The organism is Photobacterium sp. 53610 (genome assembly GCF_036409375.1).
Classification (GTDB): Bacteria; Pseudomonadota; Gammaproteobacteria; order Enterobacterales; family Vibrionaceae; genus Photobacterium.
The window spans coordinates 85953-104392 of the sequence record NZ_JAXOFS010000004.1; the positions used below are offsets into that span (position 1 = coordinate 85953).

The following is an 18440-nucleotide window of genomic DNA, read 5'->3' on the forward strand; positions in this document are numbered from 1 at the left end:
GGAATGGAACAAGCGCATTGTAAATTTCTGATTGGACAACGATTTATATTTTCACCGAACCACAACAGTCTGGTTGACAATACTCAGTCTGAAGACACCATCCATTTAGGCATCAATGAAAGCCGGGCCTTACACCGGATGCTGACTGAGCCAGGCACCATTATTTCCCGGCAGGAAATGCATGACTATATCTGGCGGGATCAGGGATTCGAAGTGGATGATTCCAGCCTGACCCAAGCCATTTCAACCCTGCGGCGATATCTGCAGGATTCAACCCGCTCTCCTGCCTTTATCAAAACGATTCCGAAACGCGGCTACCAGATGATTGCCAGTGTCGATCGCATTGACGACCGCCCGGCCGAATCCGGTGAAATACAGCAAAATGATCCGGAGCCGGAGGCGATTCTCAACTCGCACATCATTATCGCTGCCACAACTGCGCCAACAGACAAGCAGATAGCAGACACTGATGCCGTTCAGGTTAATCCTGTGATTTCAACCGCTGCGACTATGCCCGAAAACAAAATATCCGGACACAAGCAGCATCGTTACCGACTCACTCTGGTGACTGCCCTGCTGCTCTGTGTCGTGCTGCCACTCTGGGCTTATTTTAGTCCACCGCCAACCTCAAGTGCTTTCTATCCGGCGTTCAGTTATCAGGGGATACCGATGCTCATCCCCAGTGAAACGGTCATGACAGACGCCTGGTATCCGCTGATCAGACAATGTATTGCAGCCCATATCCAAACGCACGGCAAAGCATCCGCGCCAGCCCGGGTCATTGTCACCGGCGGAAGACATAATCAGCTTTGGATAAACCTGATATATGGAACCGCGGACTACCGGAACAACATGACACTCACCATTGTGACACTGGACAAGGAAAGGGAGCAGCCATGTCGCGTTCAGTAACCCGTTCAAATTTGAAGCGAGCATATGTTCCGCTGCTGTTGCTGGCTTTTATCACACTGATGTTCCTCGGCAGCCTCTATTACTATTTCAAAAGCGATCACCGGATAAACCGTTTTCTGGCATCCCATGACTGGGAGTCCTACACCGTCACCAACGTGGCTTCAACGGAAGCGCCTGGTCTGGGGCGCTTGAAAAAAATTACCGAAAAAAGCCAGGTTCTGTTTTTGCCGAATCACAGCTATTCACGAGTCACCCGCATGAGCATGACCAATCAAAGTCGTATTCAATTGCATCTGACGATCACAGAGTCCGGCTATTGGGAAGTCAGCGGCGGTTATCTGCAGGTTCGTCCGAAGCAATTCAGCAAGTTGAAGACCGGGGATGAGAACGCTTTCAGCAATGAACAAATCATGTCTGTTTATCAATATTTTCAGGCAAATGCTGAACAGAGTAACCGGGTTGATATTTTGAGCGAGTATTCAGTTCTGCTCACCGGATTAAATACCCGCTCACAAGTCCTGAATGCGGCTCCTTAACGAAAAAAGCCGACGATATACGTCGGCTTTCAATGTATGACTGACTCAAAAGATTTAATACAGCTTCTGCCGGCCAGCTATTGAGTGTGACAGAGTTGTCCCATCAACCAGCTCCAGCTCACCACCGACCGGGACACCATGTGCGATTCGGCTGGCAGGCACCTGATAGGCCTGACACAGCTCAGCAATATAGTGCGCGGTAGCCTCTCCTTCAACCGTCGGGTTGGTTGCCAGAATCAGTTCGGCAATCTGCTCGTTCTGCAATCGGTATTCCAGCATATCCAGCCCGATATCACTCGGACCGATTCCGTCCAGTGGAGACAGATGCCCCATCAGCACAAAATAACGGCCGGAAAACTGACCGGTTGCTTCAACGGCCATGATATCTGCCGGGCTTTCCACCACACAGATCTGCCCACTTTCCTGGCGGCGCGGATTCTCACAAATTGCGCACACATCTTCTTCTGTAAAAGTGCGGCAATCGCGGCAATGGCCAATCTCAGTCATGGCTTTACCCAGCATATCAGCCAGCTGCAAGCCTCCCTGACGGTTTCGTTGCAGCAGGCTGAAAGCCATACGCTGTGCAGACTTCGGCCCGACGCCGGGCAAGCAGCGCAGCGCGTCCATCAACTGCTCAAGTAACGGACTGATGCGCATTGATTAGAATGGCATCTTAAAGCCGGCTGGCAGGTTCATACCACCTGTCACGCTGGCCATTTTTTCTTTCTGGGCTTCTTCGATGCGGCGTGCAGCATCATTGAATGCAGCTGCAATCAGATCTTCCAGCATATCTTTGTCGTCTTCCATCAGGCTGTCATCCAGCTCAACACGACGCACGCTATGGCTGCCAGTCAGTGTCACCTTCACCAGGCCGGCACCAGCTTCACCAGTCACTTCCATGTTGGCGATTTCTTCTTGCATCTTCTGCATGCGCTCTTGCATCTGCTGCGCCTGCTTCATCATGTTCGCCATACCACCTTTACCAAACATATCTTCTCTCTCTATGGGTCTGGTTAATTTATTAGACGGGTCTTACGCTTTCTTCATCCAGTACAGCACTGAATCGCTGACAGATGAAGGAAACGTTCGGATCCTGCTGCAGACTGACTTTAGCCTGATCCAGTTTTTGCTGATAAATGAACTCCCGCCACTCCAACGGCGATCGTCCTTTATCACTGAGTTCTATCTGTAATTCTATCTCTTGTCCCAGCATCTCAGCCAGTGCCGCGCTCAATTGCGCTCTGGCTTTCGGCGTATCCAAATGCTGCTGAGACGGGCGCAATTGCAGAGTAAGCTGCTGCTCTTCCAGCGACATTGCAGAATTCAATGCTAATTGCTGAACAAGACGGTCAACATTCAGCTTCGTCACCATGTCGGACCAACTATCCTGATTTGCCGCTTCACTGACAAGCTGTTTTGCCATTTCAGGCGTTTTTTCGTGCTCCAGCGCTTGCTTCAGTGCTGTGGGTGCAACCACCACTTCAGGCTCATGATCAACTTCAGGCTGACTGAGCGGCTGCCACTGATATTCTTCAGCCGGTTTCGGCTCTGAAGGTTGCGATGCGTTCCCCGGCGCCATGGGTTGTCCAGCCTGCTGAGGTCGACGACCTGCATGCTGACTCGAAATCCGGTCAAGCACACTGACAGCAGGTTTTCTGACTGACGCCGGTTCAGCCTTTTTTGGCTCGGAAGACTCCTGTCCACGCTTTGTTTTACTGCGCAGCTTATTTCTGGCAGCCAGCAAACCGGAAGCCGGTGATGACGACGGCTGCGTCGGCGCCGGTTCTGGCTGCGGTGCTAGTGTTGGTGCTGGCATTTGCGCTTGCGTTGAGACCGGTACTGATGATGCCCCTTGCACCGGCTCAGCAACCTGTGCCACCTGAGGAGTAGCTGCCTGTGACTGTACCGTTTGCTGAGGTCGTTGCAGCGCTGGTGCAACAGCTCGGACATCCGGCTGATTTACTTGCGGAGCCGAAACTCTGGGCTCAGGTGCAGCGGCAGGCACCGGGATCGACTGCGGCATCAGCGTCCCGGCCGCAACCGGCCGAAATGCAAGCATGCGCAACATCACCATTTCCAGCCCGGTCCGACCGTCCGGAGCCAGTGGTAAGTCCTGCCGGCCCTGAAGTGCAATCTGATAATGCAGCTGGACATCCTGAGGCGGCATCACCTGACTCAATTGAACAATTCGGTCCGCATCCGGTAAAGAAGTATCCAGCGAAGCAGGCAAAACCTGATACATAGCGACTCGGTGTAACTGGGCTGCCATTTCACTGAGCAGACTATCCCACGCCACACCAACCGCAGCCAGTTCCGCGAGACATGCCATCGCCGGTTCCGCCTGCCCTTGCGCCATAGCCTCCAGTAGATAGAGCGCCTGCTCCGTGTTGAGTGTGCCCAACATCCCCGCTACGGTATCAGCCTGAACCTGACCATTACCCAGTGCAATAGCCTGATCGGTCAGGCTGAGGGCATCACGCATACTGCCTTCAGCAGCCCGGGCCAGCAAGCTGAGCGCTTTGATCTCGAAGCTGATCCCTTCTTCCGTCAGGACATGATCAAGTTGCTGCTGAATCTGGACATTATCCAGATGCTTTAAATGAAACTGCAGACAGCGCGACAGGATCGTGACCGGCAATTTCTGCGGATCTGTGGTCGCCAGAATAAATTTCACATGCTCTGGCGGCTCTTCAAGCGTTTTCAGTAAGGCATTAAAACTGTGACGAGACAACATGTGCACTTCGTCAATCAGGTAAACCTTAAACCGTCCGCGCGCAGGCTGATACTGAACGTTATCCAGCAGTTCACGAGTATCTTCAACTTTGGTTCTGGAAGCAGCATCAATTTCCAGCAGATCGACAAAGCGTCCCTGATCAATTTCCAGACAGGTATGACACTGCCCGCAAGGAGAAGCCGTAATCCCCTGTTCGCAGTTCAGCCCTTTGGCAAACAGCCGGGCAATCGTCGTTTTACCGACGCCCCGGGTTCCGCTGAACAGATAGGCATGATGAAGTCGGTTATGTGTCAGCGCATTGGTCAGCGCTGTCAGGACATGGGATTGGCCCACCACATCTTCAAATCGATGCGGCCGCCATTTGCGTGCCAGAACCTGATAACTCATGGTGATAAATCCTACAGAACACGATCATTCAGCGGCATCAGAAAGCCTGACTGAATCCAGTCGGTTATGCTAGCACAGGGAGATTCACGGCGCGAGAGAACACAGGAGGAGTTTATCCTTTCAAGTCATTACTGCTATCGTTTTGACCACAAAGATAACATCCCCCCTGCTTGATGGCATTGATTCAGGCTGATTAGTGGCCGTCGAAATCACAAATGCTGAAGACATTCAGACCCAGGCCACGCAGTCGCTGCTGGCCGCCGATGTCAGGCAGATTAATCACAAACGCTGCGTCTTCTACGATACCGCCCAGACGGCGAACCAGCTTGGTGGTTGCTTCAATCGTACCGCCGGTTGCCAGCAGATCATCGACGAGCAGCACCTTATCCCCTTCCACAATGGCATCAGTATGAATTTCCAGCGTATCCTGGCCATATTCCAGTTCATAGCTTTCACTGATGACGTTACGCGGCAATTTACCCGGTTTACGTACAGGAACAAAGCCTACACCCAGCGCCAAAGCTAATGGCGCACCAAACAGAAAACCACGAGCCTCTGTGCCAACAACTTTGGTAATCCCTTTATCGCAGAACTGCTGATGAAAGATCTGCAGGGTTGCCTGATAAGCATCAGGATCTTCCATTAAACTGGTCACATCCCGAAACAGAATGCCTGGTTTTGGGTAATCCGGAATCGTCTTAATACTGTTTTTAATCAGGCTGAAGTCGTCTTGAACAGTTTTTACTTGGCTCATAGTCTCTTCCATCTGCTGTACTGCACACAGCAGGTTATTAAGAAATTTGGTCGCGCATACCCATGCAAATTGGTACGACGAGCGAATTAAGCGCAAATAGTAGTGATTTTTACTGGAATGGGCAACTATCGTACTGCTCTGATTGAGAAAGCAGAGGATGAATCCTTTGATACATCAACAGTCACCGAGATGACAGACCATCCAGCTCCCGGACCGGAAGACGGTTAAACCAAATCAGTAAAATCACTGCAATAACAATCAGCAGGACTTTGACCCAATTCACAGGAACAATAAAGATGGAAAGCGTAAAACTGAGAACTATCATCAAATTCGCCCGTCGCTTGACCTTTGCGCTGATAGCCCGATGCTGATACCAGTTTTCTAAAACAGGTCCGAAATGGGGGTGGCTGTGCAGCCATTTGTGCAGCTTTGGAGAGCCCCGCATAAAGCAGGCACTGGCGAGAAGCAGAAAAACGGTGGTGGGTAAAAGAGGAAGGAAAATGCCCAACACACCTAAAATCACGAAACACCAGCCTGAAACCAGCAATAGCGTTCGCCAGAACAGTTGTCTCACATTCCCTCTCTTTTACATTTGCCTGAGCCGCCTGTGTTACAGACAGATCAATGGCTCAGTATACCCAACCAGGTCAGGCTTGCTGGTAATGTCGGCAACAGCATCGCCACCAGAAAACCAATAAAGTATTTCAGATTATAGGGTTCTTTAAAGTTATGTTCCATTCTATCTTCCTTTCTTCTCGTCTTAAGACACTGAAATGTAATAAAAAGCAGCAATTCAGCCACCTAAAAACCGTTCAGCACTATAAAGCATTCGATAGATTACAAAAACCGACAAAAAGAAGGGTTATTTTGCATCTGGTTTGACTTATATCAGTATCAGAACAGAAATTCAGCATAGACTGTGATCCAGTCTACAATGGAGTGCCACTATGAATAGTGAGTATCTGAAGCAACAAACAATCCGGCTGGAGCAGGAATATGAGGCCCTTTCAGCAAAACTTTATGCTGAATTAGACGCTGCCAGTCTTGTGACAACAGCAGAAAAAACAGCAAATGAGCTTTTGACTTTAGCAGCGCAAAGCATCAATCCTTCGCTGCGTCATAAAGCCAATCGTCTGGAAGCAATCGATGCCGCTCTCTGTGCGATTCGTCTGGACCTCTACGGGGTCTGCGCTGATTGTGAAGAGCCAATAGAAAAAATCATTCTCGATAATGACCCTGCACAGCCGCGCTGTCAGCAGTGCCAGTCTCATAATAAGTACCATCACCAGCGCTGAGTGCCAGTCTGGTGATGGCGTGGTACCCTACAATCGCTTTTAAGGCTGTTTTGCCATCCAGGCTTTAAAGGCGGCTTTTTCTTCTGGTTTTGCTTTGCTATACCACAGCTTAAGCTGTGCTAAGGCATCACCGGATATTTCAACTTTTCCGTCTTGATTCACCTCAACAACGGCCTGTTCCAGATCAACCGCATAGCCTTGCTCGAACGTTATCCCATGCTGGCGGTTATACTCTCCCACCAGCTTTTCCATATCACTGAACGCTGCAATACCATCGCCTTTCATCTCAACGAAAGGTAGTATTTTTTGGCTGCCGCCTGCCTGCGTCATGGTCCATTCCGGACCTTTTTGGAAATAAGCCTGTGCCTGGCTGTAAGCTACCAACGCAGGCAACTCAATATGTACATCCTGTTCTGGCATCACCATCTCAAACAGATACGGGCGGGTTGTATAAATGCTGTTCCGGCTGCCGTTTTTCAGTTCCCGGTCATAACGAAGCACGACCTGATGCTTTCCGGCAGGTAAATCGACTTCAGTCGTCCTGGACCAGAGGGACTGATTCACTTCTTTGCCATCAACCACCAAAAGTTCAATCCCGTCTCCCACAGAGAGCGTTGCCGCCTGTACATTGGCAACCAGCAGAGCTGCCAGAAACGCTAATTTTTTCATCGCCAATCTTCTTTTCGTTGTATGACTTACAAAATCAAATAAGTCTCTTGCCAGAAATTAACCCAGACGTGACTCTAACTCATCTGATTAATCACAATACAAAAAAGCCGCCTAAACGGCGGCTTTTGCAATATCTGTGCGGTAAGAACCGTTCTTAGAACAGAACTTCCATACCAGCGACATAACCCAGGTCGTATTCAGTGTTGTCACCGTCAGCCCAACCCAGCTCAGCATACAGTTTTACGTTGCTGTGCAGCTGGTGAGTTACGTTTGCATAAACGTTGTCAGTCGCTTCGCCACCATCAATATCGCTCAGGTTGTAACCCAGAGCGAAAGTGTTCTTACCCATAGTGTAAGAACCCGCCAGTGAAATAAAATCGACATCCAGAGTCGTTACACCTGCAGAGTTCTCAACTTCTCCATGGCCGTATGAAGCAGCAAGAGAGATAGCCTGAATAACGTACTCAGCTTCTAAGTTATAACCGGTAATGTCTTCACCAGGAGCATTAACGTCTTCTGACGTGTAGTAATAACCACGAACGTCAAGACCGGCAAAACGTGCACCCAGACGTGCGTCAGTGATGCCGCCGTTGTCGTCTGCATTGATGTCGTGAGAAGCGCCAGCGTAGAACATACCATTGTCGTAAACATACTTCACAACTTCGCTGCCACGAGTAGCATCAAAGCCCAGAGCTTGAGTACCCAGCTCGTAGTCTTTACTGATACCTGCATCATCAGAGATCAGGTATTGACGACCAAACGTCAGCGTACCAAAGTCTTTACCTTGGAAACCAACGTACAGCTCATCATTGAAGAAATCTCCAGGCTTACCATTGTTATCTGAGTTATGCAGATCCAGGTTAAAACCTGCAACCACATTCAGGTTGTTGTTGACTGGAATAGTGGTATTCAGCGAGATGTCACCATCATCCAGACGAATGGTAGGGTCTTCATCACCATTTTTTGGTACGATGTCTTGGAACAGCTGAACTTCCGCAGAACCTGACAAGTCGACAATAACGCCGTCTTTGTCAAGCAGGTTGATAGAAGCGTTTGCTGAGCCTGCAGCTACTAGTACAGATAGTGCAATAAGCGTTTTTTTCATGATATCCACTGCCTTTTCTTATGGATGGAATTCCTATTTCCAGAATCCCTATTGCTTTTCTTATTTCCCTTCCCGGCAGGTCACACAAAGCTCAATAAATCAGAGCAAAACTGACCATGCCAAGATGGCGTAACTTGCGGAACTCATCCTGACAGAGAATGAATCGCGATGTCAAATTCTCACACTGTAACAACAAATTTCTTATACTCCATTTATTTTCAATAACTTAAGATCATTAAAGGGCAAAAAATTAACAAAGAATCAAGTATCTCCCACTATTTGCATGTTTCTTAATAGCAATAAAAAACAGCATTTTAATCCCACAAAACCCAGAACCAACAACACAATTCAGAATAAAAAGCCATTAAAAACCACAAATGACAGTCAAATCAATCAATTCACCTGTAACACACCCTTGGTTAAACTGGGGTTCAATCTTATTTCGTGAGGGAAATCTCATTTCATATCAAAAATCCCCTACAAACAACCGGGCATCCCTACAGCAGAGCTTCATGTTATAATGCCCGCCCCTGCCAACATTAAGTTTCAGTCATGTTACACAACCAGATCAAAACTGATATTAAACAGTGCTATGCCAACCTGAGTGCACAATTGGATCACTTTATTCCCCGTCGTGCACAGAATTATCTGGTCGCTGAAATTGCCAAAACACTGGCAGGTGAGTATCACGCCAAAAACAGAATGCTGGTTGCTGAAGCCGGAACCGGCATCGGGAAATCTCTGTCTTATTTGCTTGGATGTATTCCTTATGCACTCTTTAACAATAAGAAGGTACTCATCGCCACAGCAACAGTCGCGCTTCAGGAGCAATTGATTCATAAGGATCTGCCGCTCTTTGCGCAAATTTTTCCCAAAGAATTTAGTTTTATCCTGGCCAAGGGACGTCAACGGTACTGCTGCAGCCACAAGCTGGAAGCCAGTTGTTCAGGACAAGATGACGGTCAGCTGGCGCTATGGCAGGAAAAACCCAAAAAATCAGACCTCAGCCTGCTGAAACGAATGCTGACAGCCTGGCAGCAAAATAAATGGGATGGTGACCGGGACAGCTGGCCAACGGTCATTCCTGACCGTGTCTGGCAGCAAATTGTGTCCGATAAACACAGTTGCCATTCAGGCATGGCCAAACACCGCCACTGTCCTTTTGCAAAGGCGCGGGAGCACCTGGATAAAGCCGATGTTGTGATCGCCAACCATGCGTTATTGATGGCTGATCTGGAGCTGGGTGGCGGCATCATTCTGCCAGAACCCGAGCAGACGATTTATGCCATCGATGAGGCACACAATCTGCCGCAGGTCGCCAGAGACTTTTCTGCTGCTGCCGCCAGCCTGAAGGGTGCCAGCAACTGGCTTGAAAAACTCAATCAGTCGGTCAGTAAACTGGCGGAACTCGCCGACCGGCAAAAGTCCGGACGCTTCCAGACCACGTTGCAAGAGTCGATCCAGCACCTTGTTCCCACACTGAGACAACTGTCCGGCCAGGTCGACCCAGCTGTTTTCAGCAAAGATGGCAGTTACCGTTTTCCCCATGGAGAGCTGCCTGCATGGCTGGCAGAAGAAGCTCAGGGATGCCGGGATGCCAGCAAGAAAGCGCGGCAGTCACTGGCGAAAATTCACGAGATGATCACCGAACGCCTCAAAGATGACGATGTACCGGCACGATCTGCTGAACCGGCACTCTCCGAATCAGGCTTTTACCTGCAACGTCTGGAAAATCTGGAAAAAGTCTGGACCCTGATGGCCCAGCCGGACAAAGATAAAGGCGCCCCTTTAGCCCGCTGGCTTGAAAAAAGCCCGGAACAGGAAGGTGATTATATTGTGCAGGTTTCGCCCCTGGAGATTGGCTACCGGTTAGATCAGTTGCTCTGGAGCCGTGCCGCGGGCGCAATTCTGGTGTCAGCAACCCTGCGTGCGCTCAACCAGTTCAGTTACTTCTGCCGCCAGGCCGGAATTCAGGAAAATGAGGGCGCACGCTTTCTGGCTCTGGCTTCGCCGTTCGATTATCAGAACAACGGACGCTTAGTCATTCCGCAAATGAAGTATGAACCTCAGGCGGATCAGTTCACGGATTTACTGATTGAAACCCTTCCGGAATATCTGGAAGGCGAAACCGCCAGCCTGGTGCTGTTTGCCTCATACTGGCAAATGAACAAAGTCGCAGAGGCCATCCGGCCCCAGTGTAAAAAAAATGGCTGGGCATTGCTGGTTCAGGGGGAAGAATCCCGGACCTCCCTGCTGGAAAAACACAAGAGCCACTGTGAACAGGGCAAAGTCAGTGTGTTATTCGGCACCGGCAGTTTTTCCGAAGGCCTCGACTTACCGGGCCACTTGCTGAGAAATTTAATCATTACCAAGATTCCGTTCGCGGTACCAACCTCACCTGTCGAGGAAGCCCATGCCGAATACATTGAAAGCCGTGGCGGTAATCCCTTTTTACAAATTGCCGTTCCGGAAGCCAGTAAAAAGCTGATTCAATCCGTCGGGAGATTGCTGCGTAAAGAGCAGGACTTTGGTAGAGTTGTCCTGCTCGACCGTCGGGTGATTACACGGCGATACGGTAAAGCACTGCTCGATTCATTGCCCCCATTTAAACGCGTAATTGAACACGCCATCGAACGAAAACGATAATGCATGATTGAAATGATTGACCCGGGCATGATGCTCATCCTCGGTCTGGTTGCTCTGACCGCTGGTTTTATCGACGCTGTTGCCGGCGGAGGCGGGATGCTGACCGTGCCGGCATTACTGTCATTAGGACTGCCGCCGCACATTGCTTTAGGAACCAATAAGCTGGCAGCAACTTTCGCGTCTTCCACCGCTGCGCTGACCTATTACCGGAAGCAGCTGTTTTCTCCGGCTTTCTGGAAAACGTCTTTTCTGGCAACGCTGATCGGCGCCATTGCGGGGACGCTGGTCGTCGATATCATCAGCACAGCCTGGCTGGAAAAAGTCCTGCCGCTGATCATCCTGGCCGCAGCGATGTACACCATCTGGCATCCCCACCCCAAAGGTGACAGCCGTAAACTGCCCACGCCATGTCCGCGCTTTAAACGAAAGCAATGGATACAGGGAACCGGTCTGGGATTTTATGATGGCCTTGCCGGACCCGGTACCGGTGCTTTCTGGACTGTTTCCAATATGGCGCTGTATCGCCTGGACATCCTGCTGGCGTCCGGGCTTGCAAAAGCCATGAACTTCACCAGCAACCTGACCTCACTCGTCACATTTGCCATACTTGGCCATATCAATGTTGCGTTAGGTTTAACGATGGGCGTCTGCCTGATGCTGGGTGCCTATATTGGCGCGCACTCTGCGATCCGTTTCGGCAGCCGGTTTATCCGCCCGGTTTTTGTCACCGTTGTTGTCATTCTGGCCGCCCGGCTGGCATGGCAGGCCTGGCTGTAACACCAAACGATAAGGAGAATATCGTGGCGACCGATCTCAGCCGTCTTTCTGGCCTGGTTGAACAGCTGATCCCGCAGGCCTCCGCACTGGATCATCAGCGTGGAGAAAGCGACAAGCCCCTTTTCGATAATCAGCTGTTTCACTGCCGGGCGCGCCTGTTGCTGCCCTGTATTCGCGAAATCCAGCAGGAAATTGCCGCTTTGATGAAAGAACAGGCTGCGGGGAACTTACAAATCGCCAGAGCCAGCTACGTCTGCGAAAAAATTCTGACTCAGATCCAGGCAATTCAGCGGGAGATGGCCACCAAACAAATTCGTGAAGCAGAACCGAAATACGTGGTGAAACAACGGAAGAGCCTGCATCAGTTGTATGACGATCTGGCTCAGCATCAGGACTGGGAAAGACGACTGTCTGCCATGGTCAAAGACAAAACCTTTGAGCTCGAACAGGCAACAGAAGTCAGCCAGCGGCAACCGCTGCAACAACAACTCATCGCTCTGGAAGGACGGCTGAACCGCTGTCAGCAGGCGATGACCGGGATAGAACAGGCGATCGTCCGCCGGGAACGTCAGGGATAAACCATGCTGCCACTGGTCTACCATCCCGTGTACTCAGAACTGGTTCTGCCGCCAAAACACCGGTATCCCATCACCAAGTACCACAGGTTATTTCTGCATCTCACTCAGGAAATGCACATTGAACAATGGGCCGACGTCCGTTTTTTCCAGCCGGAACCGGTGACGGCTGCAGAACTGAAAACCCTGCATCAGGCCGACTATATCGACAGCCTTGTAAACAACACACTGCCAGCGGCTAAAATGCGTCGTATCGGGTTCCCCTGGAGCCCGCAGCTGATTGAGCGGACACTGACGTCGACCGCCGGTACCCGGCTGACCGTCGAGCTGGCACATCAGCACGGGATCAGCCTGCATCTGAGCGGGGGGTATCATCATGCTCACCACGACTTTGGCAGCGGTTTTTGTCTGGTCAATGACCTGGCCTTTGCAGCAAGGCATGCGTTGACACTACCCGGTATCGATAAAGTGATGATTATTGACTGTGATGTCCATCAGGGCGACGGAACGGCGACGTTACTGGCAGATGACAGCAATATCATTACATTTTCAGTGCATTGCGATAAAAACTTTCCGGCCCGAAAACCCGATTCCGACATCGATCTGGCGCTGCCCCGCGAAACAAATACAGAAGACTATTTATCTGCATTCAGTGCCGTTCTGACGCTGGCTCTGGCCCAGTATCAACCTGACCTGGTGATATACGATGCGGGTGTGGATATCCATCAGGATGACGCGCTGGGTTACTTTCAGGTCACCACAGAAGGCATATTCCGGCGGGATCATCTGGTGATCAGCCATTGCCATGATGCCGGTATCCCGCTGGCCGCAGTGGTCGGCGGCGGCTATCGTGATGACCATCAGCAGCTGGTCAACATCCATGCACAGCTCTTCCTGGCTGCGCTGGCTGTGCATCAGCCACATCACCAGCCGACTCAACCCGGCACAACGAACGATTTTCAGGATATCTGATGACGAAAAAACATGAGAAACCAGCGAACACACCAGCATCCGGGCACCCAGCCCTTGCTGATGCACCGAAAGATGTTCAGTTGGCTGTAGATCTGATTTATTTACTGGAAACCAATGAGATTGACCCCGAAGTGGCACTGTCTGCCCTTGAAATTGTGAAAAATGACCTGCTGACGAAAATGAAACAACATCAATAGCAGGACACCTCATCTGCCCAGGCCGCTCTGAACGAGCGGCTATCTGTTCAGACAGAAATCACAACCGGGCACATTAAGAACGGATGAACTTGTTATAAACAAATAAGACGATAAATGCCCCAACGGTTGCGGTGAAGATACTGCCGATATTCACGCCGGTGACCGGACCGAATCCAATTAAACTGCCAACCCAGCCGCCAACAAAAGCCCCGACAATCCCCAGAGCCATTGTCACGATTAAACCGCCACCATCTTTACCCGGCATCAGCCATTTGGCGAGAGCCCCAGCGATGAGACCCAGAATAATCCAGGAAATAATGCCCATGTTTCGCTCCTCATAAGGTCATGACCCATCTCAGAAGAAGCTTAGCTGACTCTACGCAACCTGATGTATCGAAAATAATGCGAAGAAAAGATTCGTCAGAACCATCACAGTGGATTGCAATCTGATGTATTGCATGAAAAAGGAGGCACCGAAGCGATGACCGGAAACAGTCACTGAAAATCTGAAGTCGCAGAAACAGCCTAGATTCAGGCCGATGCAAACAGGGAGGTTATCTCACGGATAGATGCGGGTTGCTGAGTGCAGTTCACCCGCAGGGTTCAATAGCCATTCACCAGACGCAACCGGTTTGGACGGACTTGTGAGTCGGAGGACAGATTGATGATTTTACCTTCACGGCCAACTTCAGTCCTGGAAGCCACAATCCCAAGCAAAGGTTCCACTTTCATTGGGCTGCGAGTAGCAGGTATCAAATCGATCAACCTGGAAAACTCTTCGAACCCCATGGGCTCAAGATGATTAGGGCGAATTTTCATGTTCATTGCGGTCTTGTACTCCTTTCCCTGGCCGCCATCATCGCAACAGAATATGACAATAAAAAATCTCGATGTGACATTTATGTTAAACGTTAAATCCATGTCAAAAATTGACATAGCCCTCAATAAACTGGCCCTACCAGCTGAGTAAGCAGACCTGCCTCACAAATACCAGATCAATAAAACATCACAAAAACATTTAAATTAGACGCACAACAACTTCGCACTTATGACATTCCGACTGAAATTTTTATGCCTTAAGACTTTCTTAAGTTTCCCTTTCTAAGGTGTTAATACACACCTTCTGAGGGAATATGCGATGGACAATAACAATAATTCTAACAAGTTAACCTTGGTGCATATTGATAAAGATCATCCTTTCCGTGAAAAAACAGAACGTTATGTTGCTTCTCGCTATGCCTCCGCATTTCAGGCCCGAATTCATTCCTTCATGCCGGCTTTCCTGGCATTGGTGGATAACAATGAACAGCTGTTGTCTGTCTGCGGTTATCAGGCTGCCCATACCGGCAACCTTTTTCTTGAACAATACCTGGATCAACCAGCAGAACAGTTGATGTCCGAGCGGTTCGGTCAAGCGATTGTCCGTTCTGAACTGATTGAATTCGGGCAACTGGCGGCATTTTCGAAAGGGATGTCTTACCTGCATTTCACCCTGATTGCCGAGCATCTGGTCCGCTGTGGCTACAACTGGTGTATTTTCACTGCGACCGGCCCACTTCAGGCCATGATGCGGCGACTGGGGCTGAATCCGACAGTACTGGCCGAAGCCACCGCTGAACGCATTCCCAATGCCGATGCTATCTGGGGAACTTATTATCAGCAGCAGCCCAGAATTTCCGGCGGGAGCCTGGCTTCAGGATTAGAGGTGCTGAACCAGCGTCGCTTCCCTGTCCCGCAAGCTTTCGGAGGCCAGGCATGAGAAGCCAGATCATCAAACACCTGTTCCGGTTCGCAGAACAGATGCCCGGGAAAGATGCCCTGCACGGATTCGATTCAGAATCAGGCCAGTCATTTACCGTCAGTTACGGCCAGCTGGCTGAAGAAGTGATGCTGGCTGCCACTCAGTTGAACCAGCTCGGAGCTCAGCATATTGCACTGAGAGCCGACAATGGCATCCAGTGGGCCATTGCAGATTTGGCGGCGATGGCGGCAGACAAAGTGCTGATTCCGGTACCTGCTTTTTTCTCAGAGCAACAGGTTCAGCATATGCTGTCGGAAGCCAGTGTGGATACGCTTTGGGGCAACTGGCCGGCGTATGAGGATTCCTTCCAGACAACGATTGCAGATCTGCCTGTATATAGGTGTGCTTCTTTGAATGCTACGGCCACACAAGTTCACCCCGTACCACCACTGACCGGCAAAATTACCTTTACCTCAGGTTCAACCGGTCAGCCCAAAGGGGTCTGTCTGAGCCAGGAACACCTGCATACGACCAGCCAGGTGCTAGCCGAGCGCCTGTCATCATACGTCCGGCCTCAAAAACACCTGGTTCTGTTGCCTCTGGTAACCCTGCTGGAAAATATTACCGGCCTTTACATCCCGATTCTGATGGGCGCAACCACGGTTATTTTACCCGGCGAACAAGTCGGGCTGTCCGGTTCCAGTCAGTTTGACCCGGCACGATTCGCACATGCCCTGGCCTGCCACTGTCCTGAAAGTCTGGTTCTGACTCCGGCACTGTTGATGGCACTTTGCCAGGTCGCAATCCAGCAGCCTGAACTGGTCAGTCCGCTGAAATTTGTGGCGGTTGGCGGCGCCAGGGTCTCTCCCGCTCTGCTGACTCAGGCCAGAGCGTTGGGCATCCCGGCCTATGAAGGTTACGGACTCTCAGAATGCGGCTCCGTGGTCAGTCTCAACCTGCCCGGTGACGATAAACCGGGCAGCAGCGGCAGACCGCTTCCCCATTGTCAGGTCAGCATTTCTGAATCCGGCGTTGTCCGCGTCAGCGGCAGTACCATGCTGGGATACCTCGGTCAGCATGCCCCCGAACAGAAGATTGATACCGGAGATCTGGGGCATCTGGACAACGACGGCTTCCTGCATATTACCGGTCGGCAAAAGAATCTGCTGATTACGGCTTTTGGCCGCAATGTTTCCCCGGAATGGGTTGAGTCTGAAGCGCAGACTTTCCCGGCGCTCATGGGCATGGTGGTGATCGGTGATGCTCAGACCCAGCTGACCGGCGTGCTGTTTACCCCGTCACCGGCTCACCTATCAGATGCCATCAGCGCACTGAATCAGCGACTCCCGGATTATGCCCGAATCGGCAATCTGGTTGTGCTGGATAAGCCGCTTTCAGCGATTCCGGGACTGATGACTGCAAACGGGCGTCCTAAACGTGACGCCATTCAGCAATTGATTGTGCCTGCACTGGCTGCACTCCCGGATCACTCTGACGACACCAATCATCAGGCGACATCAACCCGAGTGCTGATGGCTACGCACACCGCCGAACGTCTGACACTGACCCCAATTCATCTTCAAGAGGACACAACAATGGGTTCTGGTTTTTTTCATACACTGATCGCCGAAACAGAAGCGGCCCGGAACCGGATGGCTGATGCCCCGATTTTTGCTGCCTGTCAGCAGGGTGCTATCGATCTTACCGGCTACACTGCTTTCCTGACTCAGGCTTATCACCACGTCAAGCACACCATCCCGCTGCTCATGGCCTGCGGCGGCAAGCTAGACGAAAGTTACGAATGGCTGCGCCAGGCTATCGGGCATTACATTGAAGAAGAAATGGGCCATCAGGTCTGGATCCTCAATGACATCAAAGCCTGCGGCGGCGATGCGGAAGCCGTGCGCGACAATCGGGATCAGGGCCGGGTCTGTGCCCCCATCGAACTGATGGTCGCTTATCTCTATCACCAGATTGACCGCCGGAACCCAATCGGATTTTTCGGCATGGTCTGGGTACTGGAAGGCACCAGCGTCAGCATCGGCGGCCAGATTGCACAACAGGTGCAGCAGGTTCTGGATCTGCCGGATCAGGCCATGACCTACCTGAAGTCACACAGTGAACTGGATCAGGAACACATCAAAACGTTCGAGCAGCTGATGAACCAAATCACGGATCCAGCCGATCAGCGGGCCATTATTGAGAGCGCCAACATGGTCTATGACCTCTACGGCCAGATGCTGGCTTCCCTGCCGTTGCCGGGACCGTCATCCCCACAAACACACTGATTGATTGCGCTGATTTAAAAAGGAATATGTGATGGATATCAACGATAAATATCTGGTCTTAACCGGCGCCTGCGGGGGAATTGGTTCAGAGATTGCCAGTGTCCTGGCGCATGCCGGAGCCAACCTGATTCTGGTTGGCCGCAATCTGAGCAAACTCAAAGCCTTGCAACTGTCTCTGCCCCGGGAAACGGCGCACAAAACACTGGTTGCCGATCTGAATACAACGGCCGGCGTTAATGCAGTTCACGACAGCTGCCAGCAATGGAAATCCGAAGGCTTAGGCATTCATGGTCTGATCAACAACGCGGGAAGCAACCAGTTTTCCAGCCTGTCCCAACGAGATGCCGGCAGTATCAGCGAAGAAATTCAGCTGAATCTGACAGTACCGATTCTTCTGAGTCAGCAGGCCATCCAGTGGCTGGCACATCCGGGTCTGATTCTGAACGTCGGCTCAACCTTCTCTGCCATCGGCTACCCGGGCTATACCACCTACTGTGCCGGAAAAGCAGGACTTCACCGATTCAGCGAAGCGCTCGACCGCGAACTGGATGGCACAGGGATCCGCGTGCTTTATCTGGCCCCCCGCGCGACCGATACCGCGCTGAACTCAACCCACGTGAACGAACTGAACCAGCATCTGGGCAATCAGGTAGACCATCCAAAGTGGGTCGCAGAACAGCTCTTGCTCAGCCTGCAACAGGAAACGCCGGTCCGCTGGCTGGGCTGGCCGGAAAAACTCTGGGTCAGAGTCAACCAGATTCTGCCTGCAGCGGTTGCAGGTTCAATACGTAAACAAAGTGCCACGATTCGCCAATTTCTTACCAAAGCTGAAGTGCATTAACTTCTGGAGGT

Annotated in this window: 20 protein-coding genes and 1 pseudogene; 12 read left to right on the forward strand and 9 right to left on the reverse strand. The window is 51.1% G+C overall.

Annotated features, from left to right (window positions below; genetic code table 11):
• The first annotated feature begins 3 nt into the window (after window positions 1-3).
• The gene (locus tag SPK40_RS12515; protein WP_330960670.1) at window positions 4-912 is read left to right on the forward strand and encodes a transcriptional regulator; all 909 of its coding nucleotides are present in this window, start codon (window positions 4-6) and stop codon (window positions 910-912) included.
• The gene (locus tag SPK40_RS12520) at window positions 897-1448 is read left to right on the forward strand and encodes a regulatory protein ToxS (protein ID WP_330960671.1); all 552 of its coding nucleotides are present in this window, start codon (window positions 897-899) and stop codon (window positions 1446-1448) included. The genes SPK40_RS12515 and SPK40_RS12520 overlap by 16 nt, the downstream gene beginning before the upstream one ends.
• A gap of 54 nt (window positions 1449-1502) precedes the next feature.
• Here the strand turns inward: SPK40_RS12520 and recR are convergent, their stop codons facing one another.
• From recR to SPK40_RS12545, 5 genes are all read right to left on the reverse strand, one after another.
• Complete coding sequence (recR, locus tag SPK40_RS12525; protein ID WP_330960672.1) at window positions 1503-2105, reverse strand: recombination mediator RecR; 603 nt, start codon at window positions 2103-2105, stop codon at window positions 1503-1505.
• A 3-nt stretch (window positions 2106-2108) separates the two neighbouring features.
• Window positions 2109-2438 carry a YbaB/EbfC family nucleoid-associated protein gene (locus SPK40_RS12530; protein WP_330960673.1) on the reverse strand — a complete coding sequence of 110 codons (330 nt, stop codon included), beginning with the start codon at window positions 2436-2438 and terminating at the stop codon, window positions 2109-2111.
• Between the two features lie 31 nt (window positions 2439-2469).
• The gene (gene dnaX / locus SPK40_RS12535; protein ID WP_330960674.1) at window positions 2470-4569 is read right to left on the reverse strand and encodes a DNA polymerase III subunit gamma/tau; all 2100 of its coding nucleotides are present in this window, start codon (window positions 4567-4569) and stop codon (window positions 2470-2472) included.
• Window positions 4570-4762: 193 nt separating this feature from the next.
• Window positions 4763-5323 (reverse strand): adenine phosphoribosyltransferase, encoded by a 561-nt coding sequence (apt, locus tag SPK40_RS12540; RefSeq protein WP_248143788.1) that lies wholly within the window; start codon window positions 5321-5323, stop codon window positions 4763-4765.
• Between the two features lie 181 nt (window positions 5324-5504).
• Window positions 5505-5897 (reverse strand): YbaN family protein, encoded by a 393-nt coding sequence (locus SPK40_RS12545; protein ID WP_248143787.1) that lies wholly within the window; start codon window positions 5895-5897, stop codon window positions 5505-5507.
• Window positions 5898-6270: 373 nt separating this feature from the next.
• On the opposite strand from SPK40_RS12545, the gene SPK40_RS12550 reads away from it, so the two are divergent.
• The gene (locus SPK40_RS12550) at window positions 6271-6618 is read left to right on the forward strand and encodes a conjugal transfer protein TraR (RefSeq protein WP_248143786.1); all 348 of its coding nucleotides are present in this window, start codon (window positions 6271-6273) and stop codon (window positions 6616-6618) included.
• Between the two features lie 39 nt (window positions 6619-6657).
• Here SPK40_RS12550 and SPK40_RS12555 read toward each other — a convergent pair whose 3' ends face one another.
• Window positions 6658-7287 carry a YccT family protein gene (locus SPK40_RS12555; protein ID WP_330960675.1) on the reverse strand — a complete coding sequence of 210 codons (630 nt, stop codon included), beginning with the start codon at window positions 7285-7287 and terminating at the stop codon, window positions 6658-6660.
• 154 nt (window positions 7288-7441) lie between these two features.
• On the reverse strand, window positions 7442-8392 hold the full coding sequence (locus SPK40_RS12560) for a porin (protein ID WP_248143784.1): 951 nt from the start codon (window positions 8390-8392) through the stop codon (window positions 7442-7444).
• 552 nt (window positions 8393-8944) lie between these two features.
• Between SPK40_RS12560 and dinG the strand changes: the two genes are divergently transcribed.
• Genes dinG through rsmS form a run of 5 tightly spaced genes read left to right on the forward strand, consistent with a single transcriptional unit; the run spans window position 8945 to window position 13559 of the window.
• Window positions 8945-11038 (forward strand): ATP-dependent DNA helicase DinG, encoded by a 2094-nt coding sequence (gene dinG, locus SPK40_RS12565; RefSeq protein ID WP_330960676.1) that lies wholly within the window; start codon window positions 8945-8947, stop codon window positions 11036-11038.
• Window positions 11039-11041: 3 nt separating this feature from the next.
• Window positions 11042-11815: a sulfite exporter TauE/SafE family protein gene (locus tag SPK40_RS12570; RefSeq protein ID WP_330960677.1), complete on the forward strand. Its 774-nt coding sequence runs from the start codon at window positions 11042-11044 to the stop codon at window positions 11813-11815.
• A 23-nt stretch (window positions 11816-11838) separates the two neighbouring features.
• Window positions 11839-12393, forward strand: a complete 555-nt coding sequence (priC, locus tag SPK40_RS12575) for a primosomal replication protein (RefSeq protein WP_330960678.1) — start codon at window positions 11839-11841, stop codon at window positions 12391-12393.
• A 3-nt stretch (window positions 12394-12396) separates the two neighbouring features.
• Window positions 12397-13362: a histone deacetylase family protein gene (locus tag SPK40_RS12580; RefSeq protein WP_330960679.1), complete on the forward strand. Its 966-nt coding sequence runs from the start codon at window positions 12397-12399 to the stop codon at window positions 13360-13362.
• Window positions 13362-13559, forward strand: a complete 198-nt coding sequence (rsmS, locus tag SPK40_RS12585) for a pleiotropic regulatory protein RsmS (protein ID WP_248143779.1) — start codon at window positions 13362-13364, stop codon at window positions 13557-13559. Before SPK40_RS12580 ends, rsmS begins: the two co-directional genes overlap by 1 nt.
• A 73-nt stretch (window positions 13560-13632) precedes the next feature.
• On the opposite strand, the gene SPK40_RS12590 is transcribed toward rsmS, so the two are convergent.
• Together SPK40_RS12590 and SPK40_RS12595 are read right to left on the reverse strand one after the other, a co-directional pair.
• A complete protein-coding gene (locus SPK40_RS12590; protein WP_248143778.1) occupies window positions 13633-13884 on the reverse strand; it encodes a GlsB/YeaQ/YmgE family stress response membrane protein in 252 nt (83 codons plus the stop codon).
• 278 nt (window positions 13885-14162) lie between these two features.
• Window positions 14163-14384 (reverse strand): hypothetical protein, encoded by a 222-nt coding sequence (locus SPK40_RS12595; RefSeq protein ID WP_248143777.1) that lies wholly within the window; start codon window positions 14382-14384, stop codon window positions 14163-14165.
• A 313-nt stretch (window positions 14385-14697) separates the two neighbouring features.
• Here SPK40_RS12595 and SPK40_RS12600 point away from each other — a divergent pair, with 313 nt between their 5' ends.
• The 4 genes and pseudogenes from SPK40_RS12600 to SPK40_RS12615 all read left to right on the forward strand — a co-directional run bounded on the left by SPK40_RS12600 (window position 14698) and on the right by SPK40_RS12615 (window position 18429).
• Window positions 14698-15318, forward strand: coding sequence for a thermostable hemolysin (locus SPK40_RS12600; protein ID WP_330960680.1), 621 nt, complete (start codon window positions 14698-14700; stop codon window positions 15316-15318).
• Window positions 15315-16310 (forward strand): annotated as a pseudogene (locus SPK40_RS12605) (AMP-binding protein); the annotation flags it as partial. The gene SPK40_RS12600 and the pseudogene SPK40_RS12605, both read left to right, overlap by 4 nt.
• A gap of 585 nt (window positions 16311-16895) precedes the next feature.
• The gene (locus tag SPK40_RS12610; RefSeq protein ID WP_330960834.1) at window positions 16896-17588 is read left to right on the forward strand and encodes a TenA family transcriptional regulator; all 693 of its coding nucleotides are present in this window, start codon (window positions 16896-16898) and stop codon (window positions 17586-17588) included.
• A 31-nt stretch (window positions 17589-17619) separates the two neighbouring features.
• Entirely contained in the window at window positions 17620-18429 is an 810-nt protein-coding gene (locus SPK40_RS12615; protein ID WP_330960681.1) for an SDR family oxidoreductase, read from the forward strand.
• The last annotated feature ends 11 nt before the right edge of the window (window positions 18430-18440 follow it).